A 26,703-nucleotide genomic window follows, 5' to 3' on the forward strand; every position below is an offset into this window, starting at 1 on the left:
TAATTCTTGATTTTGGCTCACAATATACGCAACTTATAGCCCGCCGTATCCGTGAGATGAATGTGTATTGTGAGATTCAGCCGTATAATTACAAGATAGAAGCAAAGGAGCACCTTAAAGGAATAATCCTTTCGGGAAGCCCGTACTCAGTTCGTGAACAAAATGCGCCCCACCCCGATCTATCACCGGTTAAAGGGAAACTTCCCATACTCGGCTTATGCTACGGGGCGCAATTACTGGCTCAAAGTGGTGGTGGCGAAGTATTAAAATCAACAATCAGGGAATATGGAAGGGCAAATCTTTCGTTTGTTGATGCAGAATGTCCGCTGACCCGTGGGATGCATTCCGGTTCGCAGGTATGGATGTCGCATGGCGATACCATACTTTCATTACCTGATGTCTGCCGGGTTATTGCCGCTACTGCCGATGTTGCCATTGCCGGCTATGCCGTAAACAATGAAAAAACGTATGGCATCCAGTTTCATCCCGAAGTATATCATACAGAAGAAGGGGGCATATTGCTGCATAATTTTATTGTAAACATTTGTGGATGCAGCCAAAACTGGACACCGGATTCGTTTATCGAAACTACTGTTTCGGAACTGAAAAATACTATTAGCGAAGAAAAGGTGGTTCTGGGGCTTTCGGGAGGCGTAGATTCCACTGTAGCAGCAGTTTTATTGCACAAAGCAATAGGGAAAAAGCTCTACTGTATTTTTGTAGATAACGGCTTACTGCGAAAAAATGAGTTTGAGAATGTACTGCATTCTTACATGCACATGGGTTTGAATGTAAAGGGAGTAGATGCCCGAAAATTATTTCTGGATGCCTTGAAAGGCAAAACAGATCCCGAAGAAAAGCGGAAAGCCATCGGGAAAACCTTTATCAATGTTTTTGATGCTGAAGCTCATGCAATAGAAAATGTAAACTGGCTGGGACAGGGAACCATTTACCCGGATGTAATTGAGTCTGTTTCGGTAAAGGGACCATCGGCTACCATTAAATCGCATCATAACGTGGGCGGATTGCCCGATTTTATGAAGCTGAAAGTGGTGGAACCACTGAAGAGTCTTTTTAAGGACGAAGTACGCCGCGTGGGGACTGCTTTGGGCATTCCGGAAGCAATTTTGCAAAGACATCCTTTTCCCGGACCTGGTCTGGGGATACGGATTTTAGGCGAAGTAACCGAAGAAAAGGTTAAGGTTTTGCAGGAAGCAGACCATATTTTTATCGAAGGATTAAAGGAAAACGGCTTGTATGGACAGGTATGGCAGGCGGCTACAATACTTTTGCCAATTCACTCTGTAGGTGTAATGGGTGATGAACGTACATACGAAAATGTAGTTGCCCTGAGAGCAGTTTCTTCTACCGACGGAATGACTGCCGACTGGTGCAATCTGCCTTTCGACTTTCTTGCAAAAGTTTCAAACGACATTATTAATAAAGTAAAAGGCGTTAACAGAGTGGTGTACGATATAAGCTCAAAACCACCCGCAACGATAGAATGGGAATAAACCTTTTATAAATATTTATACAAAAATTTTCCGGTAAACGGAAACATAATTTAAGTTGATAAAAAACATGAAGAAAACTATTTTTTTTCTTTTTATTGCCCTTATGCCTTTTTGTACAATGGCTCAGAAAAAAACAGAAGTAAAACGTTCTGAAATTATTGAAAAAATAGAAGGCAAGGATTATTACATCCATTTTGTTAAGGATGGGCAAACTATAGAAGCCATTGCCAAAGCCTATGAGGTGAATACAACTACACTTACCGAACAAAATCCTGAACTTACAAAAGGAATAAGGGCTAAGCAAATAATTAAAATTCCCGTTGTCCTTAAAACGATACCTGTTGTAGGGGATAAAGAAAAAAATACAACTAATGATAAACAGGAAATTGCCGATAAGGTTACCGATAATTTTATTTATCATGCCGTGCAGGAAAAGGAAACCTTTTACAGCATAACCACAAAGTATGGGGTAACGGAAAGGGAACTGATGGATAACAATCCTGAGTTAAACAATGGCTTGAAAATGGATGCTATAATAAAAATTCCGGTGAAAAATCCGGTTGCAAAACAGGAGCCGAAAAAAACACCGCCTTCCGGAAATGTACAAAAAAATACCGTAGAACCCCCAAAAAGCAATAATGCAGAGTATATACAGTACCCGGTAGCCGAAAAGGAAACCCTGTGGGCAATTTCCAAAAAATTTGGCGTAAGTATAGAAGAAATTACGGCTTCAAACCCTGAATTAAAAACCGGGTTGAAAAAGGGACAAATTATAAACATTCCTTCCCATAATACGGCAAATAAAAACAAGGTACAGGAACCGGTACAGCCCAGAACGATAAAAGAAGTTAAAAACAAAGAGATTGAACAGAAACAAATTGTAGAGCCTGAGAAAAAAGTAACCAATGCAAACTGTAATGAATCGGGGGAAGAAGGCGTTTACCGTGTTGCGCTTATGCTCCCACTTTACCTAAAAGATGTTGATAACATTAATGTTGCAACTATTGAAAATGTTAAAGATGCCACATCGTTTAAATCCATGCGGTTTTTACAATTTTACGAAGGGGCAGTGATTGCTGCAGATTCATTAAAAAGCAAGGGGCTGAAAGTAAAGATGTATGTGTATGATATTGATGAGGATACTTCGCGTACCGGTGTTTTGCTCAGAAAACCCGAAATGAAACAAATGGATATGATTATTGGCCCTTTCTACAGCAGAAATTTTAAAAAAGTTTCTGCTTTTGCCAAAAAGAATGGCATTCCTGTTATCAATCCATTATCGCAACGTTCTGAAATTGTGGAAAACAACCATAGTGTTTACAAAATTCAACCTTCTGTAAACACGGGGTTCGATTTGATGGCAAGATACATTATGAAAAATTATTCCAACCCCAATGTGATAGTAATCAGGTATCCTAACACCAATGAAACTGCTGCGTTGTTAAGTGCATTGAAGGCTGAGATGGGCAACGGGAAGACCGGGAAAATACTTTTTAAAGAGTGTATTTCTATTTCCGAAATCATTAAAAACCTTTCGCCTGACCGGGAAAATATCATCCTGGCTTTATCGGAAAATAAGGCATTTGTATTCAACATACTTAATAAACTGAATGAACAGCGAAACAATCACCGGATTACGCTTTTCGGTATGCCGAGCTGGGCTGAAATGGATTTTGATATTGTACATGCACTGAACCTGAACCTACATTTGTATCAGCCTTCTTTTGTTGATTTTAAGGATGCCCATGTCAATACATTTATCGGTCAGTTTCGTACTAAATACAAAACCGTGCCAGAACAAAGCAAATATGCCTTTTTGGGTTTCGATGTTACCTGGTATTTTCTTAATGCGCTTTACCGTTATGGAAAAGATTTTGGAGATTGCCTTTCTAACATGGAGATTCGTACCCTCGAAACCCGTTTCGGATTTAAAAGCTTTGGTAACGATGGGTATGAAAATCAGTTGGGATATATCATTCGATATAAAGATTACCTGATGGAAAATGTTAGCCCCGAAAGGTAAATTTACAGCGTAAATACATAATCTTAATTATTTATCTTTGCCGGCTAAATTAAACGTGTCATGAACAGAGACAATATTATCGGTCTTGTAGTTATTTTTGCTATTATCATAGGTTTCAGCCTGTGGCAAATGCCTTCGAAAGAGGAAAAGGAAGCCATGCGACTTCGTAACGATTCGCTCCTTCGCGAACAACACATTACTGATTCAATCACCAAATTGCAACAGGAAGTTCAGAAAAAAACTATGGCAGTTGCGGATTCACCTTCTGCAAAAAAGGTAGAAAAGACAGAGAATGTTATTGGTGAAAAGAAACAGGAATATGGAATTTTTGGCAATGTTGCTTACGGTAAAAATACATTTTACACCATCGAAAATGAAGTATTAAAACTGAAAATTGCATCCAAAGGTGGCAGAATCCAAAGTGTACAGCTTAAAAAATACAACACCTATGACACATTGCCGGTAAAGCTTTTCGATGCTGACTCCTCTGTTTTTTCCTTTACTTTCTTTTCGGATAACCGTGCCATCCATACCGATGAATTGTATTTTGAACCTTTCTGGTACAATAGTTTGCAAAATAATAAGGATTCGTTAAGCGTATCAGGTAACGATTCACTGCGTTTCGGAATGCGGCTTTATCCTTATCGAACCGATTCAATAGCCGATAAAACGCGTTACATCGAATTTTTATATACTTTGCGGGGTGATAAGTATATGACCGGTTTTACGGTAAATTTTGTTGGGATGAACCAGGCAATTTCCGGAAATGTAAATTATCTCAACCTTGACTGGAAAGCCAACATGCGCTCGCAGGAACGCAGCCTGAAAAATGAAAGGCAAAATGCCACCATTTACTATAAATATTTCCAGGACGAAGTAGATTTTATCCCGGAAACCAAGGACAAAAAGGACGATCTGAAAACCAAGGTAAAATGGATTTCATTTAAAACCCAGTTTTTTTCGGCTACACTTATTGCCAATGATTTTTTTAACAGCGGAACAATAGAAACTTCTACAGGAACCGACGGCGACCACTATCTGAAAACAATGAAAGCTGAAATTTCCGTTCCTTTTAATCCTGCACAAAGCCAGAGTATTCCCATGTCGCTTTATTTCGGACCGAATAAGTATAATTTACTCAAGAAATACCATCTCGACCTCGAACGGCAAATTCCTCTCGGATGGAGTTTCTTCCTTATGCAGTGGATTAACCGTTATGCCGTTATACCGGTATTTGATTTCCTGAGCACCTTCAATATGAATTATGGCATTATTATTCTTATTCTTACCATTTTACTTAAGATAGTCCTTTTCCCAATAGCCTATAAAACCTATACATCTTCGGCTAAGATGAAAGTATTGAAACCCGAGGTGGAAGAGATAAATAAAAAATTCCCCAAAAAGGAGGATGCTATGAAAAAGCAGCAAACTGTGATGGCTTTGTACAAAAAAGCCGGGGTAAACCCAATGTCGGGTTGCATTCCATTGCTGCTGCAAATGCCGATACTTATCGCTTTGTTCCGGTTTTTCCCGGCATCTATTGAATTGCGACAGCAACCGTTTCTTTGGGCGCACGACCTTTCTTCCTATGATTCTGTTCTCAATCTTCCGTTCAATATACCTTTCTATGGTGACCATGTCAGCCTTTTCTGCTTGTTGATGACCATTTCGACTATCATTTACACCAAAATCAATAATGATATGATGTCGGGTACCAGTCAGCAAATGCCAGGTATGAAGACAATGATGTACCTGATGCCTATAATGTTCCTCGGATTCTTCAACAGCTATTCCTCAGGGCTAAGCTATTATTATCTGCTTGCCAACCTGTTTACTTTTGGCCAAATGTGGTTGATCCGTAAATTTGTGAATGAAGATAAAATTCATGCAAAAATCCAGGAAAACAGAAAAAAACCTGTGAAAACATCCAGTTTTCAGAAGCGACTGGAAGATATGGCTAAAAAACGGGGCTATCCAGTTCGCAAGTAAGAAAGAAATTTCTCCATTGCCGCCTTTTTTGCTGCATCGAATCTGAAACTTATGTTCCGAGTGAGATAATCGTAAGCCTCAGATTCTGAAATAGGAAGGTTTTTATCCATGATAGATTCTCTAATATGGGCTATCCCAAACTCAATAGCTTGTGAAAACTGGCTGATAAAATCTTCTGACAATGAATTAACTGCCACCCAGCATGCAAAAACAAAGGGCAGCCCGGTAAAACGATTCCATTCGGTAGCCAGATCGTAAATGTAAGCAAAACGGCTTTTCAGGGAAAAGGTTTTATCACCGATAAAAACTGCCGCATCACTTATATCCTGTACGTGAGATTCTTCTCTTGCAAGAGAGACGTAATCCGGCTGTATTTTCCAGTAATATCGGGCAAGAATTTTTACTAACTCGACAGACGTACGCGAATCGTAGTCGAGGCTGATAGTTTTAATGGATTGAAGTGGAACATTGCTAAGCAAAAGCACCGTATTTACCTTATCCCGTGTCCCTATACAATAGTCAAGTATCCGGTATTCATCAGAAAGCAACGGTAAAGCTGCCACTGGCAGTAATCCTATTTCGGCTTGCTTTAAAATCATTTTCTGGGCTGAAACTGAAGGAACCTCCAACTGCAATTCTATGCTGTCTCCATCAAAATAATGAGTCAAACCATATACAAACGGAAGAGTATTAAGATATGAAATGGCTGAAATGCGTACTGGTTTTTTTGTGTTATCAATTATCATGGTATTTGATACGGTTACTTGCTTTTCAATAATTTAGTACAAAACATTTTCAATACTTTTGCACATATAAATACTATTACAAAAACAAAAATTATACAAGCACCTGACGGAATATTAAAATAGTAAGACAGCAATAAACCCATTACCGATCCTGCTATTCCAAAACATATCGAATAGAAAATTATTGAACTGAAGTTACGTGTAAAAATGTTGGCAGTTGATTGTGGAATAGTTAAGAAAGACAATACCAAAATAATCCCTGTTGTCCTGATATTCAAAACGATACATAAAGCTATCAGAGCTATCATCAGATAGTTAAACATCTGTACCGGTAGGCGGTGCGTGCGTGCGTACTCTTCGTCGAAGGCAATGAAAAGTATTGTTTTATAAAAAAAATAAAAGAAAAGTGATATTATGGCAGTAAGTGCAAACATAAGTAACACTTCAGTTGATGTTACCGTTAGTATGTTTCCGAAGAGAAACGACATTAAATTTGGTGCATAGTTTGGGGTAATAAATATAAAAATAATCCCAAGTGCCATCCCAAGCGACCATATCATCCCTATTGCCGAATCTTCGCGTATATCACCCTTTTTTGAAATAAATTCAATACCCAGGGCAGAAATTATTGCAAAAATTACAGCCCCAACAATTGGATTTATTCCCATGTAAAAAGCAATGCCTATCCCTCCGAAGGATGCGTGCGTAATGCCATCACTGATGAAAACTTTACGTTTCGATACTATGTATGTGCCGACTATTCCGCATGAAATACTTGCAAGTACAGCCGTGAGTAAAGCAGTTACAAAAAAACGATAATGAAATAATTCTATCAGACTATTCATCGCTGTGATTATGTTTGCTTAATACTGTATGTGGTAGGTCGCCATGGGTAACCAACTGTACCGGACAATTATACATGCTAAGTTGCTCCTCGGTAATCTGGTTAGAAGGATGATAATGCAGATAAGTATTTACACAGGCTATTGTTTTTACATAAGTGGTTACTATACCAATATCGTGAGTTACAAGCATAATAGCCATATTTTGATTTAATATTTTCAGATATTCATACAAATCGTATTCGAATTTATTATCAACAAATGTATTCGGTTCATCTAATATTAAAAGGCGGGGTGAAGAAATTAATGCACGGCAAAGGAAAACCCTCTGCAACTGCCCTCCTGAAAGCTCTCCCACAGGTTTTTTATGCAAGTTGGCGATACCTGTCAGTTCGAGAAGGTTTGTAGCTCTTTCGCAGTCTTTTTTTGTAAATCGGTAATAGATTTTATTTTCCGACATAAGACCCGAAAGAACAACATCTTTTACTGTGATGGGGAACTTTTTATCAATCTGGTTCATCTGTGGCAGGTAGCCTATCAGAGTTTTTCCTTTAGCCACTTCGTGATACCCGATTTGCCCTGAATAAGGTTTTATTAATCCCATTATAAGCTTTACCAGAGTGGTTTTCCCACCTCCATTAGGTCCAATTACACCTATAAAATCGAAATCAAAAACCGAAAATGTAATGTTTTTCAGAGTGGCTTCGTTTTCATAACCCGTTGTAACGGATGAAATTTTAACAAGCTCCTGTTTCAAGGCAAAATTTTATTAATTTTTTTAAAAAAGTTCAGGATTTACTTTTATAATTTCCATTGTTTTTAAAAGCATATTCCTTTTTATTATTCAAAATTTATTTTCACTTGTTTCTGGCAACTTTTTCCACAAAAGCTGTCTTCATTTCCATTATCAATTTATTCATCATCTCAACCCAATTGGGTGATAATGCATCAACATAAATTATTTTACCATTTATTTCTGATGCTATCGAACGGGCATATTTATCATCGAATTCCTTTTGTATAAATATTGTATGGATGGAATCTTTAAGGGCAAGGTCAACCAGGCGTTTCAGATTGCTAGGAGCAGGTTCTTTCCCATCAGCCTCTATAGCATTCTGTATCAAATTATAATCTCTGGCAAAATACCCAAGAGCCGGATGGTAAATAATGAAATTACGATGTGTAAAACCAGCAAATTGCATTTCCGCATTTTTATCCATGTTATCTAGTTTCGAAATCAATAAATTGAAATTAGATGTAAAAATATTTTTTTTCTTCGGAAAGGTATTGCAAAGTGCTTGGTAAATCTGCTTGGAAAATATTTTTGCATTTTTAATCGAAAGCCAGATATGTGGATCGGCATTCGATGAATGCGAATGCCCTTGGTGTGTATGTTCATGAAGTTGGAGAAGACATAATCCTTTCGACAAGTCAATTATTTTAATGTCAGGATTTAGGGCTTTTGCGCTTTCATTCAGCGCTTTCTCGAAGTCGAAATGGCTTATTGAAAAATGGACGGAAGCGTCGGAAAGTTGCTGAATTTGTCCGGGAGTTGGTTCGAAATTTTCGGCACTTTGTCCGGGAGGAACAAGTACTTTTACTGTAAAATCGTTACCGGCAATGGCAGAAACAAAATACTTAAGTGGCTGGATACTTACCGAAAGTGAATGACTAACGCTAACATTTTTATAATGTTCAGGGTTATTGCATGCCATTATCAACGCAGCAATAACAATGAAAAGAAAGGTTTTCTCCTTCAATTTTCTCTAAGTTTGGCAAACAAAGGTATAAAAAGGATGCAAACTTCGTGCTAAAAAAGAAGAAATAGGTTTCGGAGGTTAGGGCAGGATAAACTTAAAACCGAGGCGGAAATCGAAACCAGTGAAATCGAGCGAAACTTTTTCATTGTTGTTGTACTGATTCCGGAAAACGTTGCCATCTTCATCGGTAATTTCGGGTATTTTAGCCCATCTTCCCATAAAAAAAGTTTCAATTTCGAAGATTCGCCAGGGGACATAGGTGAAGCCAAGTGTGGCGTTATATCCCGTTACATCACCTTTATAGTGATATGTCTCGTCGAAAGTGTTGGTTTGACCGTTGACGATTTCGTAACCTTTTCGTTTATATTCAAGTTCGCCCTCATATTTTCCGATTCCGGCTCCAAAAGTTACAAATGCACGTTTTTTATGTGCTCCAGGAGTAAACAGCAGGCTTGCCCCGATAGCCGAGTAGGTAGGATTGAAGCTGTAATTTGCCTTTAGATGTTGGTCGTAACCATATCCATACATATAAAAGTCAGTTTTGATTTCAAGCCCGGTTGCATAAAAATTTTCCTTCCAGGCTTCAATCTGAATGGCATTGGCAAACCTTCCAACGGCTTTAATCCGATAATCAACTCCAAAAATTATCGGAATTGCCTTATCGCTGCCATCGTAGCCATAGCTGTAAAACTTGTTAGTAAGGTTGTCCCAGAAGTCCTGGGTAAAGTCATTCAAATCTTTTGGAGCAAAAATGCTTATACCTCCCTGCACACCAACTCCTCCTCTTGCCGGAAAGGGAGTTTTATCCTGCGAAAAAATCAGGACAGGGAGGGAAATAAAAGCTATTAAAATAAAGCAGATGGGTTTCATTATTAGTTTCATATTGATTAGTTTTATGAATTGCTTTGCCGTTATCACTTAATCCCTTATAAAGAAAAGATAAGAGTTTTTAGATATCAAATATACAAAATTTAGAATTTGGCGCCAAACATAAAATTAACAGTTGACACGTCAACCATTTGTCCGTCGCCATTGAAATCGTTAAAATTAATTTTACCAATGTTAAATTGCAAAGAAATCATAAGGAATTTCCAACGATAGTTAAGTAACACTTCTTTATTGATTCTTCTGCCCCAGATATCCATATCATATTCTCCAAAATAATATGCTATTGTGGGTGTTAATCGAAAACCAAAATCGAGGTATTTTTTTTTATCAAGATTAAAAGTAACTATTGGACCAGCTTTCTGACCTAAAAATGAATAACAATTAATATCAGAGTTATCATCCCAACTTTCTAATTTTTTGCCAAAGAATAAATTATAAGAAATAAAAGTTGCATCTATTCCAAATCTGAGTTTATCGTTTAAAAACGCATCGCCGATGTAAAAATGTTTTCCAAACTCAAATGTATATCCCACAAAACTAACACCCGGAAATGTATTATCCCACACGCCTTGTCGTTGGGTAGTAGTAAATTTCCCAACAGGAATTGCAAAGCCTTCACGAACATAAAATCCGTTTTTTATCTGGGCATAGGAAAATGAAACGCTGACTGAAAGAAGGAAAAAAAGGAGACAGAGTAGTTTTTTCATTTTGAAGAAGGTTTAAAAAAATAATTACATTTAAGGAAGGAAAGATGTTTCTTCCACAACTTTCCTTTCGGGTTAGTAAATCATTCAAAATTAAATAAAATAATTAATCCAATCTAATTCTTGCAAACCATAAGGTTTTCCCTTTAGACCTGGACTGAGTACCAAATAATATTAATTTATTATCATTCACTTGCAAAAATGGGAGTGCAGGGCATAAGTAATAGAATTTCTTTTCCTGTTTATTAATTTGATAATTTGAAAATTCCGACATTAAATTTTTACCAAGGTCTATCTTTCCGAAGTTTGATGATATAATATCACAGTTAAACTTTGTACCGCCAACCTTGATTTTATGTAAAGGAGGTTGCTTAATCGGCTTATAGTCGTAAACAGATACTAAAGGATTCCAATTCCAATAAAGAGGCTGTAGAACAAACCAATAAATATTTTGAGGATTTTGGCCTACAAAAAGATATTGGTACGTTGACACATCGTTTCCTCCCATAAATCCTTTGGTATCAAAAATATATTGTCCTATCAATTTTCCTTCTTTATCAAACCCAAAGCCAAAACAATCTGAATATTTTATTTTCTTTTCCTTTCCTAATCCCACACCGCTATTATTCATATTACTTAATGTACCCATAGCATCAACATACCACGATTGCCCCACAACAAATAAATAGCCTGCCGAAGTAGTAGAATATTCAGAAATGAAGAATCGTTTTCCTTCGTAGGGTTTACTCTTTTTCTGTGAAGGTGGCATAGCAATTTTATTTGATAATTCGTCTATGGAAACAGAGTTGACATATACTAATTTGTGTTCAGCAATTTTCATAACCTGGAACCCATCAAATTTCTTTGTGTCTGAAAGTTCATTATAATATTCTTTATTTTTTTGTAAAGAAGCTCCAAGTAAATAAATCGAATTTGTCTTATCATCAATAATATAATCTTCAATGCTCCAAAACGAACATGGGGATGTAAATGAAATTTTATCAATAATGTTTAAATCGCAATCTACACGTAGATATGTAAAATTGGTTTTATTTGGATCTGATACTTTTGAACCTTCAGCCTTGGGCGCAAAAACAATAATAATATCATTTTGGAAATCATTAAATCGTCCTTCCGATTTTTTATCAACAAACCTAGGACATGCTATCTCTTGTGGATAATCGAATTTTATTTCAATATCTTTAATGATTTCAGCTTCTTGATTAAGCTTTAACAAATGGAATTTTTTTTCGTTGCTTAGCTTATCTTTTTTTTCATTTATACCACATAAAATGTAAGTATATTCTCCATGATCTTCCGACCACCAGTTTCGGTAATGAAAATATTTTTCGCCTTCTTCGTTACGTAATTTTATCTTATCCAAGATTTTCGTTCTTGAAGTATATCGTGCATGATCCCATTGGTAGGTATAAGTAGTCGCTTTCTTCTTTAACATCAAATCATCCTTTTCATCTACATATAAATTCTCAGTAGCGTATTCATCACCAAGATAATTCCACCACGAATATTTGGATTTGGCAGCAGAAATATCTAACTCATCATTTTCATTTTTAATAAAATTAAAATCTTTATCAAAAATGTAGTTTTCGAATTTAATAATATCAGACTTTTCTTTAGTGATGTAAGTAAAAGTAGATACACCGGTAGTGTCATTATAATAAATATTTGCAAGGTCGTTAATGTCGGCTTTGCCTGGTATCTGGTAAGTTTTTTCCAGTTCCAGTTCCTGGCACATGCTTCCTAAGGTAAATATACCTGAAAGCAAAATAGATGTTAATAGTTTTTTCATTTTTCAATTCTCCTTATTTTTTAGTTAATTGTTTTGTTTTAGCGGTTTGTATTTTGTATTTTGTATTTTCTATTTTCTGCCTCTTCCTGTTATTGTAAGATGTTCTTCTGCTGTAAATTTTTTCTTTGTTCTTCTCAAATTTTATAAATTTAAGAAGACCTAAACTATTTTCAAATTTTTCTACAATTATTTAGGGGAAAAGACATTGTTAACTGTTTGTATTATTTTTCTTTTCATTTTTTTATGCATAATATCGGCATATTTAAACCATACCATGAACCAAGGTCAATATGGTGATTATCAATATTATCATGAGCTAAATAGTGGATAGGCTTATTATGGTCAAACCTTGAAATATAAAAATGACGAGTGCCATTGTTATAGAAATGTTGACCGTTCCAAATCACTATAAATGAGTTTTCTTCTCCAAGTTGCCAATTTAGGTTATTAATAAATTGGTCAGGTGAGTTTGATTGACAATATGAAACTATGTCATTCCAATCGGCGATTCTATAATTGCTCCCAAATTCATTAACAACAGCTTGTTCTATATTATTTGTCTCCGTATAAAAGCATCTGGTTATTTTAAAATCAGAATTATTCGTTTGCAAAGTGCTTATATTTACTGCATAATCAGTAAATGTAATTGTTCCAGAACCCTCATAAAGTTCAGTTCCAAAAGTTACATTAGAAAGAAATCGGTCAGTGCTAAAATCATTCTTATTTATTAAATAATCTAAAAATGGCTTAAGATTGATAATCCGATTGGAAATATTTGGTGTAGATTTAGATACAAATGAATGAGTCCAATAAGGGTCAAGTCCATGAGGATATTCATATAGATCATAGTATTGCCCCCCAATTGGAACATTAGAATATGTTGGAATATTTGATGGTGGCGTGAAACCAGTATTGGCAAGTTCCCAAATCATTATCTCTGCTTTTATGTTTGATGAAGTTGGAGTTTGGGAATCAGTAACCCAGAGATCAAAAGACAAATTGTATTGATTGGTGGTTTGAGTCAATAGATTCAAATTCGCTGTATATGTTACTTGTATTTGGTCAATATTTGAAATCATTATGGGAAGAAGTGAAGTAGTAGAAGCATTATTATTATAAGGATTTCTACCGAAGAGGATTTCAGGATAAGATTTTATCCCCAACAATGCTAAACCGCCATCATGTGGCCATTGCCATTTCCAGCCAAAAATATTTCCATTATTAAAAATGCATTGGCAATAGAAAGTATTGGGTTTTGTTCCATTTTTATCGTAAATTCCCCACATATCGTTAATAAGTTTTAAAGAACAATTACCTGAAATTGATTTCATCTCATCATTTAGATTACATTTACTATTAGAGCCAACATTACAATCAGTGGAAGTCGTTTGAGTATCTGTTTCTTCTTTTTTATTGCAATTACAAATAATTACGAAAAAAAGTGATACTACAATAAACCATTTTATAATTGACATTTTTGACATCATTTTTTTAAGATTAATTTATAATAATTTTAAAGATATTACTTTATAAGTCAGCAAAAAGAAATAATTTTTTTAAAGTTTTTACTAATTCTTATAAACTTGCATCGGCTGAGCGTAATTTGCAATTCCGCTCGGAACGATAGAAAATTTGTAATTTTCTGTTTTCATTTGTTTTATAATGTTTGCTTTTTATTCTGCTGAATTACAAATTCCACTAAGCCGGTGTTTTATTTTTAGTTTCATATTGATTAGTTTATTTTTAATTCTACTGATTTAATATATTAAATTTTTTCAAATTATATTTAATAATAAAATAGGTGAATTACTTTTGTGGTAAATTCACAATAATGTTTGCATCTGTATTTGCTTGTTTTGTTATCCCAGACGGATCGCTTGCATAAGTCATAGTGTTTATGGGTACTATGTTATTATTATATATTTCAAATACTGTCCATAATGTACCTTCTGTATTTGTTGGCACATAAAAAGTTTGAACTAAATCGCTTCCCTTGTATATTCTAACCTGTGCATTAGAATTTGACATACTTAAACTATAAGTACTTCCTCTATTTGAATAATCATGTACACTAAAACGGTACATACCATTTTGCAAATTATAAATAGTAGTTGTTTCAGGTCCGAAAGAAGAAATATCATCAATATCTAAACTGGCATATAATTCATTATTATACCAAAATTCAAGATTTTGATAATATGTATGGAAGCGATAACTTTCATTAGTTGGTCCTGTTAGATGTGAATCCAAATCTGAAGGATATTCACCCCATGTTAATATAAACCGGTATTCGTCGGGATTGATTTGAGGGGTAATGGTTCCGTTTTGATTTCCCGTATTCTGACCACCAATACTTATTGCAGAAAAGTAGGATGTTACATAACCTGTTCCAGAACTTTCAATTGTATAATTACCTGCCTTAAGATTATTGAAATAATAATTTCCATAATAATCTGTTGTCGTTGTTTGTAAAACTTCTCCAGTTTGATTATTAATATTCTTTCGTACTTTTAGTGTAATATTTTCAATTGTAAATCCTGTAAATGCATTATATATTGTTCCTGAAATATTACCAATACCTGAGTAATTATTATCAATTTGCATTACTGGTTCGAGGTGGGTTGTACTATTTACTGCTACTGCAATATTATGATAAGATACAGGCATATACCCATTTAAAGAAAAATTCAAAACATAATTATCATAGACTGGGACTGTTAAATTAAATTCACCATTAGAGTTTGAATATGTTTCAGCTTGGTATAAATTATTTTTTTTAGCTTCTATTTTTACATTATTTAACGGATTACCTGTTATTGCATCTTTAATAATACCTGAAATTTGTCCCTCACTTTCACCAGAGGCTTGCAAGATGACATCCTTATATCCAATTACTGCTGGATAATAATAATCTACTATCTGTCTACCTAGAAATTGAACTTGAACGCCAACCCCTATTTCTGCACCTCCGTATAATGTCCACCATGGGTTTGAGTAAATATCTGCTTCTAATTCACCATATATACTTGCATCAACATAGGGTCCTGCCAATCCATATAAAAGCAAATTAAATTGTGGTCCGGCATATGCTTTAAAATCTGCTGTTAATGTTACATGTGGTGGGTCAACTTGAAACGTTTTCTGGAAATTGCTAATTTTAGTCCAGCTACCATTATTATATTCCAAACCTGCTTCTAAGGTGGCATTTTGTGTTATATTTGTTGATACTTCTATACTTACATTTGCTTTACCGCCGACATCAATTTCAAGTACAGGACATAAAACTACAGGTACCCATCCTATAAATATTGTTATTGGCTGGAAATTAAATGTTGCTAATGCTACTTCTTTTTCAATATCGAATAAATCTTTTCCACAACTTGCCTCAATTTCAATTATCTGCTCAGTTGTGTTTAAAAAACGTAACATTTCAAGATGGTTATTATTAATCTGCATTACAAATTGAAAGGAAGGATTAATGTCAATACTTCCATTTAATTTAATTTGATCATCATCTGTTTCTGTATTTCCATCATCATCATAAACCACTACATCATCTATTGCTAAATAAAATCCAGTTGTTGATTTGTTTTTTATAAATTTTGCTCCTTTTAATAGTTTTGGCTCTCCAGCTAAATCAGATAAAGTCAATGTCTTGGAAAAATCTATTGATGCTTTATCAAAAACTTCTTCTAAAGTTGAATTGGATGTAATCAATGTTACAGTATTTCCAACAACATTAACAGATCCTATTTTTTTTAAAAAACCATAAGGTGCCATAGTACAAGGACCACTAACAATAATATCTCCGGCTTTAAGTGATTTTAGGTCATTTGTAGCTTTATTAAATTGAATTATGCCAGCTGAATCAAATTTTGAAATATTTTTTAAACTATTATTCTCAATTTTTGATAAATATTTTGAATATTTGTATTCCTTTGGTGTACTTTCATCTTTTTTACATCCCGTAATTAATAATTGGATTAATGCAATTATAATAATTAAATTTTTTTTCATATTTTAAAACTCCTTTTAATTAAATTAATAGTTTATTGTCTGATTTTTTTTGTTATTAAATTTTATCCACTTCATAAACGTTTACCGGATTTATAAAATAAACACCTCTTTCATTTATTCGTTCTCTTGTATTTTATTTTTCTTTTACCACAACACCAAATACAAATCCTTTGCCATCGGATACGTAATTTTTTAATTTAAGATAATAATTATTAAACGAATATAAATATGATTTGCAGGCTGAAAATTTATTTGTTTGTGCATCGCTTGCAATTGTGCTTTCACTCATATCACCAGAAGCATTTTGTTTAATAATTTTTACATCTACATCGCTTATATTGTCACTTCCTGCAGCAAGTAGATAATAATCACCATTAGTAGCTACTTGATAATTAAACAATCCACTTTCTTCACTTTCTTCATAACATCCTCCAAACAAACAAAAGCTACCTGAAGGAAAAACATAGGAAGTATAATCTGAAAGTGTTTCAGCTAATAAAATACAACTTACTAATGCCTGAGCAAGTTTTTGAGTAGATTCTTTATTATGAGTTCCTCTTTTTAAAATTTGTAAAACACAAAATGATGCACCATTTGATCTGTAATTTTTTAAACGTATCAATTTTGTACCAGAAGTTGAAGGTTTAAAACTAACTATCGGAACATTATCTGTTTTGTTATCCTTTGTATAAACATAACCATAACCATCCTCAATAGAAATGTCCAAATCGTTAACATCTTCATCGGCTATACCAGAAATAATATAATCCTCATAACTATTGAAGTCGAAATAGAGAGAAATGCTTTCACCAGTGTTTAATAAAGCCCCATATAGTGAGCCAATACCGGCATATTCATATTCAGGATATAATTTTGCAACATATATACCTTTTAATAATGCCTGTGATAAATATTCAAATGAATTCTGTGCTGATGCACTCATTCTGATAATTAGTACTGAAACTAATATTCCTAAAAAAATAATTACTTTTTTCATATTTTTATTTTTTAATTATAAATTTTTTCAAATTCTCCATAATCTCCTTTGTATCCGCATTTTGGGCAGATAACTTTCACTTCATCAAAAGTCCCTTTTACAGCTTTAGCAAATAATTTAAAAGGACTTAATGGATTCAATTTTGTGCTTGCAGGATACTTTAATATTACTTCTTTCCCACATTTTGGACATTTTGCATAACCGGACATGATAGCCTCCTTAATTTAAGATTTAATTTTCCTGTTTTGTTTTATGAAATTTCATTCATTTATTAAGTGTTTATTAACTAAGTAATTCGTAATTGATTCCTGTAATTCGTAATTTTTAATTTGTAATTGATTTTGGTAATACACTTCATTTCACTGTTAAACTCTTTCATTTTACGGATAAACCCCTCCATTTCAAAGGCTGACTGCTTCATTTCACTGTTCAACCCTTTCGTTTAATAGATAGGCCTCTCCATTTCACAGGCAGACCGGTAGATTTCACAGGCGTACCTTTCTATTTCTTGAATGAACCACATCATCTACCTGACTAACCATATTATTTCAATAATAAACTACATCATTTCATTAGCAAACCGCTTCATTTTACTGGCAAACCACAGTTTTTCGGTTACAAACAGCTATTTCATGAAAATTATCCCTGTATTTCAATAATCAGTAATTTCATTTTATCATTGATTTGCTACATCTTACTTCTGTTTTGCTGTGTTTATAGCTTACACTCTTGTATTAATATATTTATTTCCCCAAATTGATATATCATACAAGAATTATTATTGTACACCATTTTAAAAATAAAAGAACGTGTATAAAAAATGCATATAAAATTAAGCTATAAAAATCGCATGTAAGAAAAAATCCAAGAGAAGGATGTTTTTATCCAATAGAATGCTCTTTTTATCCAACAGAAAATTTTTTAATAAAAATAATTCTGTTTATTTTTACAATCTTAAAAAATAATTATCATAAAATGAAATATAGAAATGTAGTATTATTTTTTATTGTAGGTATGCTTTATCAACAATTGAATGCGCAGGATCCTAACTTTTCGCAGTTTTATAATTGCCCAACCTATTATAACCCGGCATTTACGGGCTACAATGATTTCTTTTGTCTGGGAAAAGCATGGAAAACGGAATATTATAATACTTTTAGGACTAATTACCGGAAATTTAAATACGATATTGATGATAATGGATTCAGAACTGCAAATATTAGTTATGATATCGGCATTATTCCGAAAAATATGAGAAAGGAAAATTCAATAGGGGTTGGTATTATTACTTTAGATACCAAGGAAGGTTTCTATAATACTCAGTCAGTTGGAATATCCCTTGCAAGCGGAGTTCTTTTTTCTGAAGATAAAAAACTGAGGATAGGTTTGTTGGTAAATACCATTAAAAAATCAATAACTTCTTTGGATTTAACTTTTAGCAGCCAATTAGATGCCGTAATGGGAAAGGTGGACCCATATAATAGGTATACCGCTTCAACTGATATTGGGTGGTTTAAATATTACGATGTGTCCTTCGGTTCAGTTTTTACCTATGGGTTATGTCGAAACTCAAGTTATGGAGAGCCGGTAAACAACTGGATTTTCGGATTATCGGCACATCATATTTATAATAATGCTTCATATACTTTTAATAATAAAAATGAAAGAATTCCAAAGAGGTATATCGCCCAGATTAATTACAATAAATCAATTTGTACCGGGAATAAAATATATAAATACAACCGTCTTTCGCTGGCATCGGCTTTTGAGCATCAGGATAAGTTTAATACTTTGACTATAGGTGGAAATTATTATACTTATCCTGTTCTTTTCGGCTTTTGGGCAAGGAACATAATGGTTGATAAATCCGACCTTTCAGGAATTATTGAAGTTGGTTATGATTTATTTAAGCCCGATTTGCATAAATTGCTTATAAAATGTGTATTGGATTATGATTTTTGCATGTCAAACCGGCGTTATACTTATGGCGATTCTATAGAATTTACCATGATTATCAAGTATAATTATCTTTATGAGTAATTTATCTAATAAATTACATTTATGATGCCGGTATTTTTATAGCTATTGTTTGGTTTCGGAGCACCATTAACAAATTCCAGTTCAGTAATTATCCAGTAATAGGTTCCTTCCATTACTCTTTGATTTTTAAAAGTTCCATCCCAGCTTTCTGCCGGTTCAAAATTTTCTATTTTATCCGATTCCCACATTAAGTTATCCCATTTATCATAAATTTTAATATGATATTTTGTTAAGCCTATTCCTTTAGGGGTAAATACTCTGTCTTCTGGTATATCACTCGAAAACCACAAAGCGTTAGGAAGATATAACTTATAAAAAAATAAATCATAACTGATTAAGGTATCATCCGAACAGCCATATTCATTAAAACTTCTTAGGGTAATAATATGCGAACCCAGAGTTGTTATTTCAACTTGGGGATTTATCTCTGTTGATATTGAATCATTATCAAGATACCACACATAATCGGTAGCTTCACCCGATTGATTATATGTTTGCAGGTAAGCAGGTAATTTCGTTACATCGGTTTGGGCAGACTGAAAATCGAACATAAAACTGCTTTTTGGCGTAGGTAGCACCCTTATCTGTCGGTAAGCCGTGTCGGTGCAATTACTGCTTGCTTCAGAAACAAGAGTTATAATATAAACTCCAGGTTTATTATAAACGTGAAAAGGGTTTGCGCTATGAGGACTTCCGTCCCCAAAATCCCATAAATAGTATAAGGAAGTTGTATCGGGAATTAAACTTACAATATATGGAGCACAATCATCATTTATAGGGTTAATGAAAGCCGTAGGAGAATCTTTTACATAAATCTTTTTAATAAGAGAGTCAGAGCAATGCAATAATGATTCTCCTTTCAGTTTGATGTAAAATAATCCTGTAGTATCATATAAATGAGTGGGGTTGAAATCGGTAGAATAAGTGTTATCGCCAAAGTCCCATGTATATCCATAGAGATTATTTGAATAGTTTTCGATTTCAAGTCTTTCCTTTTTGCAGATACTATCCTGGTTTATGGTAAAATTAAACTCTGGAACATCATAGACATTGATATTTATTTGAGTAGAATCAACACTGCAGGTGTCTTTTGAGGCAATCCATAGATATGCATTGTATTGTCCTGAATGAGTATAAATAAATTCCGGATTTTGTAAGGTTGAACTGTTATTTCCGTCGCCAAATTTCCATAAGTAAAAATATGCTCCGAATGAAGCCTCAGAATTAAAATGTACTGTAAGTGGCGGACATCCTGAAGCATTATCAACATTAAGTATAGCTTTTGTTCTGTTTGGCAATACGAGGATAGAATCAATTATGCTATCCTTTCCACAATCATTCAATGCGGTTAATTTTACATAATAAGTTGTATCGCGATTTCCATAATAGTAAAAACAGTGTTTTACAATAGAATCATTCGTTGTTACAGGCATTGTTGTATCTCCCCAATTCCATGTATAATAATCGGGTAGTCCTATTGATTTATTCGAAAATTCTATACAGCGCGGAGAGCAAAGCCGAGTGTAACCCTGCTTAAATTTTGCTTTTGGTAAAGGGTGTATAACGAAATTATCGGAATAACTCAAAATGCCACATCGGTTTCGAAGGTTTACAGTTATAGTGTAAATAGTATCTGTATAATTACTTTGAACGAAATACAAAGTTGTATCTGTAAAACAGCTTTTGGAATAGGGTATAAAGGTATTATTTTGGCATAGCCACGAAAATTCTATGCTGTTGTCATACATTTTATGATCGAAATGTATGCTTACTTCTAATGTATCGCCACAATGGTTAGCCGGATTAAAATTCGAGAAGTTAAATTGGGGCTGTAGAGGTGCATCAATAACTACAATATTAAATGTGTCGCTATTATTGCAACCATAACGTGAAAATGCATTAATGATCACAGTATAAATTCCAGTAGAAGTATATGTATGGTTGGCGATGATATTAGGCGAATAGGTTGTATCAGTGTGTCCATCGCCAAAATTCCAATAACATTTATTTGTAAAATAAATGTTTAACAAATCGAAGCTTTTATTTATACTTACGCAAAATGTATCAGGCTGATGAACCAAAACAGGTAGTGGATCAACCTGGAAGATTAACTGATCCTGACTATCGCAAAAGGGATAGTTTATTGTATCCTTGCAATGTAATGTAAATAAATAATTGCCAGGTACGGTTGTAGTAAAATCGCCATTAACAGTATCATTAAAAATTATATCGGAACTGTTGCACGACCACCAATGCTGATTTGTTTGGCAGTTTCCTTCAATATGAAAATTTGTATTCTGAATACAATTTCCGGTATCCAATCCTGCATTGACAGAAGGCAGAGCAATTACTGTTACATAAAAACTACTGTCAACGGTACAATTCTGGATATTCCCATACATAAAATTAATTTTGAACAATCCGGCTTGGTTTGGAGTAAAATATCCATCATCAGTAATGGTACACGGAGTGGATAAATCGCAACTCCATCCGGTGTTTGCAAGTTGATGGTTTACTCTCGCCCTAAAATAAACTGGAGCTTGCGATAAACAAACAGATATATTTTGTGGAAACTCGGTTATTACTGGTCGGTTAATAATTTCAATAGAGTCAGCAAGTGTAAATATCCCACATTCATTATGAGCAGTAATAGTAATTCCAAATGTACCTGGATTGTTGTATATAATATTTCCGGGTATTTTATTTGAAGAAGATGAAGGCACTCCTCCTTCAAACTGCCATGAATAAGTATCTATGGTACCAAAGGCAGAATCGAAAATTGCTGTTGGCATATAATTATATGGTGTACAATTTGGACCTAGTGAATGAGAATAGGTAATATTGGGTTTGTCTTTAGCAATAATATTTATAAATATTGTACTGTCGGAACAGTTATTTTCAGCTTTCAATGATACTTTATAAATTCCTTTTGAAGTAAACCTGATTACAGGATTTATAGATGTTGAATCTGAATGTATAAATACAAAACCTGTATCGGGGATTATAGTCCATTTAAAAGTTAACTCTCCTCCGCTCGATTGATTTGTGAAGTTTACTTCAAAAGGAATGCAGCCCTGATTAGTATTTTGAGTGGCTTTTGCAACTGGTTCGGGGTCTATTTCTATTTTAAAAAAAGCAGTATCTTTTCCACAAAAATTATTGGCTATCAAAAATCCATCGAATGTTCCTGATGTGTTGAACGTTTGTGATGGAGGGCTGTAACCTGTATAAGTCAAACCATTACCAAGATCCCAGAAATATGTATCATTGGATGCACACCCTGGTCCAAAACCCGAATATGATAAATTATTATAATTAATTGGCTGACCGATACATCCTTTTAGTCCTGAGGTATCAACTCTGGCAATGGATTTCGACCAAATAATACTTGTCGTTCGTGTTGAGCTTCCGTTGCCACATGTATTAGCAATTGACATCACAACCGAAAAGTAATGACTTGGATTAGGACAGGATGAATTTATATAAGTATGTTCGATTAAGTTGTTGTACAATATAACACTATCGTGAGTCCAGTAAACCATGCTTGATCCATCGCCGAAATCAAAATCATAAGTTGTAGATGGCGAATTATCTGTATGTCCGCTAATGATAAACTGGTATGTCTCGGGTGCACATGTTGGTGAATAACTCCCATTAAGGTCAATCGCACCTTGGGGATAGGCTTCGTTGCCTACTATATATGTTGTCGTTCCCATGCATCCATTATCTCCCAAAGCAGAAAATACTAGGTTAAAAGCGCCAAGCTGGGTATAAGTATGCTGTAAATTAATAAATCCAATTACAAGCCCCGTGGCAAGAGGAGAGCCATCTCCCCAGTCAATAGTGTAGCTTCCCGATGTAATACAGAAATTATTTGGGGTTATATCGTTTACGGAGATTGTAAAATTTGGATTTGCAGGTGATGGAGGGGGATCATTATAGCAATTTTTAAACTCCGGAGAGCTCAAATTTTCGTGTAATTGTGGTTCGGGGCGTCTTTTAACCTGAACAACTTTTTGTACTGTATCCCCAAGAGGGTTGTTATGGGAAGTATCGTGCACAATTAATGTAACTGCATAGTTTTGGGTGCCACAACCGAAGACATTAAATATATGCTTAGGGTTTGCAATATGCGAATATCCATCGCTGAAACTCCAGTTGTAAACATATTTTGCAGGATTGCCTCCTGTTACTGTTGAAGTAAAACTTATGTTTGTACCCGAACAGGTATTATCGGGAGTAAATGTAAAATCTACCGATAATTGTGCTAAAAGGGGATATGTAATAAATATTAAGCTGACCACTAACAGTTGTTTTTTCATCAATAAATAAATTTAAAACATGTGACAGATACGCTAACGACATTTAATGAATTTATCCCGAAAATTAGGATATCGTTTCAGGGTATTGTAATTATTTTCTTAATATTTGAAGTTTAACTGTTTCCTTCATCAGATTATCAATCTCAAATAAGATTATATATTCACCATCAGCCAATTGTGGTAACGTGATGTTGGTATTGTTTTCAATATGATGATTTTTATAAAGTAAATTTCCATTCAAATCGTAGATATAAAAATGGCATGGCCATTTAATAAAATTTGGCAAAACAATATTTATTTCATTTTTTGCAGGATTTGGAAATATCTTTAATATTTTGCTGTTTTCAATAATTCCGACAGTTGATTTTCTCCAACCAATATCATAATTACTATATCCTGAGCTATATCCCGTGGTGTTTGAACCAGTATTGTTATCGGAAGCTCTTACCCAATAGTAATATTCTATACCTGGTAATGCTGTAGTGTCAGAATATTCTGTGTTTATTATCCATTCGTTAAACGATTTAGTTGAAGTTTCAGGATTGTTTTCTGTGTTTCTATATACCATATAATAATACCCAGGCAGTGTTTCATTCCAATAAATATTAACTGCTGTAGTATCTTCTCCATCTGAAGCATTTATACCGGTAGGAGCATCTATAAGGTTTTGAAAAATAAAACTTTTAATCTCAATTTCAATGTCATTATTATTTGCGGGAGGGTTTAAATAAAGCCAAAGATTTATTCTCGTATTTTCCCTGTTTGGAACAGGCATATACTCTCCGTAATATTTCCATGTATTGAATAAGTTATTTTCACCATCATAGCTATTGAAAAATACAGTGTCATTAGTCCATATAAATTCATGTATAGAATTTTCTGCCGAGCCAACATTTAAGCGGTAACGATTGCCGGTAACATCCCAAGGCTGTATTACATATTGAAAATTTGAATCTGCTTCATTTCCCCAGCGTGATGCCTCTAAATCAATTTCGGCGTAATAATTATTGTTTGCATAGTCATCCCAGGTAAATAATCCCAATACCGCATTCTTATCCAATGTGTCCAGGCGATTATTTATTGAAAATCTATATTTCCCGTAACCTAATGAAGTGTCGGCAATTACTTCAGAGCAATACCATAATCCATCATCAGGATGATGTGCAATTTTTAAATGTAAATGTTGTTCTTCATCTATAAAAATATCAGATGTGTCAGCAGAAAACAAATTTGGACCTGGTCCTATGGCACATCCTGCCGAATTATTTTTAACTGTCCATTGTAAACCTGAAAATTCTATTTTTCTTTTTCCTTGTTTACGAATTGTATTACAGTTAGGAAACTGGTATAGCTCATCGGGTAATTTATTCTGAAATGAAATCCCTGGAATCGTATAACTGTCAGGTACAATAAATGCTGTAAATCTGTCTGCATAAGCATCACATCCACCTGTTGTAACATTACAATACCATGAACTGTCGGGTAATATTATAGTGAGTGGCGAAGAACCATAAGGTTTTACCCACCACCAACCATCAAAATATAAATAAACAAGTATTCTTTGATCGCTTATAGTTGTATTGGAAATTTTCCCAGTGAGATATTCAGTGCTTTCCCATGCAGGAATATGATTAAATGAAACAGTTTGCGAAAATGAAACTTCTGATAACAATAAAATTGCAATAATTAATGAATGAAATTTTTTCATTTAGAGTAAATTATATTTAAGGATTGTTTGACTTATTTCAAACTGTAATTACAATTGTAGCATATAAATGTCGTATTTGGATTTACTGTATTGCATTCATGACAGTTTTAATTAATTAATTATTTATCAATGTTTTATATTAAATATTTTACTCTTCCCTTCTCTACTCAACTTTTATTTCGAGGCTCTCATCTTTTCTTATTTCAAATTCAATGGAATAAGGTTGAAAGCCAGAGATGATTACTTTGAAGATATAGTTGTCTGGTTCTTTTAGTTGAATGGTAAACTCCCCGTTGGCTTCAGATAATGTTTCAATAATTTAAAAATTGACTTTAAAAAGGTCAATAAAATTAATGAATGAAAATATTATGCAAAAAAAAATCCAAGAGAAGGATGTTTTTACCCAAGAGAATACCCTTTTTATCCAATAAATGGATATTTTTGACTTTAATAAAGATATGTTACCATTAAATATAAAGGCAAGATATCAGCTTAAACCATGCTATAGAGTATTAGGTTTTAATTGCATTTTTTATTTTCTGCACCTTCCGAATGCTTCCATAAATGATTTTCTGTATGTATCACCTAAAGGGATGGTATTTTTATCATTAAGATGGATATTCCCGTCTTTTGATAACCCTGTAACGAATTTCAGATTGACAAGAAATGAATGATGTACACGTAAGAAGCAATTTTTCATTAAAATTTTCTCATAATATTTCAAATGCTTTGAACTGGTAATACTTTTACCTTCAATGAAAATAAATAAAGTACAATATTCTTCTGCTTTGCAATATACAATATTTTGAAAGTCAATAACCTTATATTCACTGCCAGTGGAAATCATCAGTTTGTTGAAATTATTTAATTGATTTTCCTGGTGTTTCAGAAGTTCATGTATGTTGGTTTGCAAAATTGAATTTGCAAATTCTTTTCTTACCCTGTTCATTGCTTCTATTAACTCTTGTACCGATAATGGCTTCATTAAATAATGAACTGCATAGAAATGGAAGGCTTCAACAGCATATTGTTGAAATGCAGTCATAAAAATAACTTTGTAATTAAAATGGTTGATTTGCCTTAAAACGTCGAATCCTGTTCCATCGGGTAATTCAATGTCTAAAAATAAAAGTTGTGGCTGATGTATAGAAATGGCAACCAATGCTTTTTTAACACTGCCTGCTATGTTTACTATTTCCACATCGGGGCAATATTCTTCCAGGTAATTTCTCAAAATTTCCTGTGCGGGAATCTCATCTTCAATGATTATAGTCTTTATCATAATATTTAAATGTTTAATGATTAGTTTTTAATGCTTAATGGATTTCTTTAATCTTTCAAAT

The 26,703-nt window shown here is 33.9% G+C and carries 18 protein-coding genes; 4 read left to right on the top strand and 14 right to left on the bottom strand.

What is annotated here, in order from left to right; translation table 11 throughout:
* Window positions 1-2: 2 nt before the first annotated feature.
* The 3 genes from guaA (at window position 3) to yidC (ending at window position 5,526) form a co-directional block, all read left to right on the top strand.
* Complete coding sequence (gene guaA, locus M0R21_09390; protein ID MCK9618032.1) at window positions 3-1,514, top strand: glutamine-hydrolyzing GMP synthase; 1,512 nt, start codon at window positions 3-5, stop codon at window positions 1,512-1,514.
* A 67-nt stretch (window positions 1,515-1,581) separates the two neighbouring features.
* Window positions 1,582-3,537: a LysM peptidoglycan-binding domain-containing protein gene (locus M0R21_09395; protein ID MCK9618033.1), complete on the top strand. Its 1,956-nt coding sequence runs from the start codon at window positions 1,582-1,584 to the stop codon at window positions 3,535-3,537.
* Window positions 3,538-3,597: 60 nt separating this feature from the next.
* Window positions 3,598-5,526, top strand: coding sequence for a membrane protein insertase YidC (yidC, locus tag M0R21_09400; protein ID MCK9618034.1), 1,929 nt, complete (start codon window positions 3,598-3,600; stop codon window positions 5,524-5,526).
* On the opposite strand, the gene M0R21_09405 is transcribed toward yidC, so the two are convergent.
* The 11 genes from M0R21_09405 to M0R21_09455 form a co-directional block, all read right to left on the bottom strand.
* Entirely contained in the window at window positions 5,508-6,272 is a 765-nt protein-coding gene (locus tag M0R21_09405; protein MCK9618035.1) for a menaquinone biosynthesis protein, read from the bottom strand. The genes yidC and M0R21_09405 overlap by 19 nt on opposite strands.
* 14 nt (window positions 6,273-6,286) lie before the next feature.
* Window positions 6,287-7,105 carry a metal ABC transporter permease gene (locus M0R21_09410; protein ID MCK9618036.1) on the bottom strand — a complete coding sequence of 273 codons (819 nt, stop codon included), beginning with the start codon at window positions 7,103-7,105 and terminating at the stop codon, window positions 6,287-6,289.
* Window positions 7,106-7,109: 4 nt separating this feature from the next.
* On the bottom strand, window positions 7,110-7,871 hold the full coding sequence (locus M0R21_09415) for an ABC transporter ATP-binding protein (protein MCK9618037.1): 762 nt from the start codon (window positions 7,869-7,871) through the stop codon (window positions 7,110-7,112).
* Between the two features lie 100 nt (window positions 7,872-7,971).
* A complete protein-coding gene (locus M0R21_09420) occupies window positions 7,972-8,874 on the bottom strand; it encodes a zinc ABC transporter substrate-binding protein (protein ID MCK9618038.1) in 903 nt (300 codons plus the stop codon).
* Window positions 8,875-8,952: 78 nt separating this feature from the next.
* Window positions 8,953-9,756 (bottom strand): hypothetical protein, encoded by an 804-nt coding sequence (locus M0R21_09425; GenBank protein ID MCK9618039.1) that lies wholly within the window; start codon window positions 9,754-9,756, stop codon window positions 8,953-8,955.
* A gap of 89 nt (window positions 9,757-9,845) precedes the next feature.
* The gene (locus M0R21_09430) at window positions 9,846-10,469 is read right to left on the bottom strand and encodes a hypothetical protein (protein ID MCK9618040.1); all 624 of its coding nucleotides are present in this window, start codon (window positions 10,467-10,469) and stop codon (window positions 9,846-9,848) included.
* A gap of 103 nt (window positions 10,470-10,572) precedes the next feature.
* A complete protein-coding gene (locus tag M0R21_09435; GenBank protein MCK9618041.1) occupies window positions 10,573-12,276 on the bottom strand; it encodes a hypothetical protein in 1,704 nt (567 codons plus the stop codon).
* A 233-nt stretch (window positions 12,277-12,509) separates the two neighbouring features.
* On the bottom strand, window positions 12,510-13,751 hold the full coding sequence (locus tag M0R21_09440) for a hypothetical protein (GenBank protein MCK9618042.1): 1,242 nt from the start codon (window positions 13,749-13,751) through the stop codon (window positions 12,510-12,512).
* 331 nt (window positions 13,752-14,082) lie between these two features.
* On the bottom strand, window positions 14,083-16,293 hold the full coding sequence (locus M0R21_09445; GenBank protein ID MCK9618043.1) for a carboxypeptidase regulatory-like domain-containing protein: 2,211 nt from the start codon (window positions 16,291-16,293) through the stop codon (window positions 14,083-14,085).
* A 133-nt stretch (window positions 16,294-16,426) separates the two neighbouring features.
* A complete protein-coding gene (locus tag M0R21_09450; GenBank protein MCK9618044.1) occupies window positions 16,427-17,290 on the bottom strand; it encodes a hypothetical protein in 864 nt (287 codons plus the stop codon).
* 11 nt (window positions 17,291-17,301) lie between these two features.
* Window positions 17,302-17,499, bottom strand: coding sequence for a hypothetical protein (locus M0R21_09455; protein ID MCK9618045.1), 198 nt, complete (start codon window positions 17,497-17,499; stop codon window positions 17,302-17,304).
* A gap of 766 nt (window positions 17,500-18,265) precedes the next feature.
* On the opposite strand from M0R21_09455, the gene M0R21_09460 reads away from it, so the two are divergent.
* Complete coding sequence (locus tag M0R21_09460; protein ID MCK9618046.1) at window positions 18,266-19,330, top strand: PorP/SprF family type IX secretion system membrane protein; 1,065 nt, start codon at window positions 18,266-18,268, stop codon at window positions 19,328-19,330.
* 5 nt (window positions 19,331-19,335) lie between these two features.
* Here the strand turns inward: M0R21_09460 and M0R21_09465 are convergent, their stop codons facing one another.
* The 3 genes from M0R21_09465 to M0R21_09475 form a co-directional block, all read right to left on the bottom strand.
* Entirely contained in the window at window positions 19,336-23,652 is a 4,317-nt protein-coding gene (locus M0R21_09465; protein ID MCK9618047.1) for a PKD domain-containing protein, read from the bottom strand.
* A 91-nt stretch (window positions 23,653-23,743) separates the two neighbouring features.
* Window positions 23,744-25,360: a T9SS type A sorting domain-containing protein gene (locus M0R21_09470; GenBank protein ID MCK9618048.1), complete on the bottom strand. Its 1,617-nt coding sequence runs from the start codon at window positions 25,358-25,360 to the stop codon at window positions 23,744-23,746.
* Between the two features lie 532 nt (window positions 25,361-25,892).
* Entirely contained in the window at window positions 25,893-26,642 is a 750-nt protein-coding gene (locus M0R21_09475; GenBank protein MCK9618049.1) for a LytTR family DNA-binding domain-containing protein, read from the bottom strand.
* Window positions 26,643-26,703 lie beyond the last annotated feature (61 nt).

This window comes from Lentimicrobiaceae bacterium, assembly GCA_023227965.1.
Lineage (GTDB): Bacteria > Bacteroidota > Bacteroidia > Bacteroidales > JALOCA01 > JALOCA01.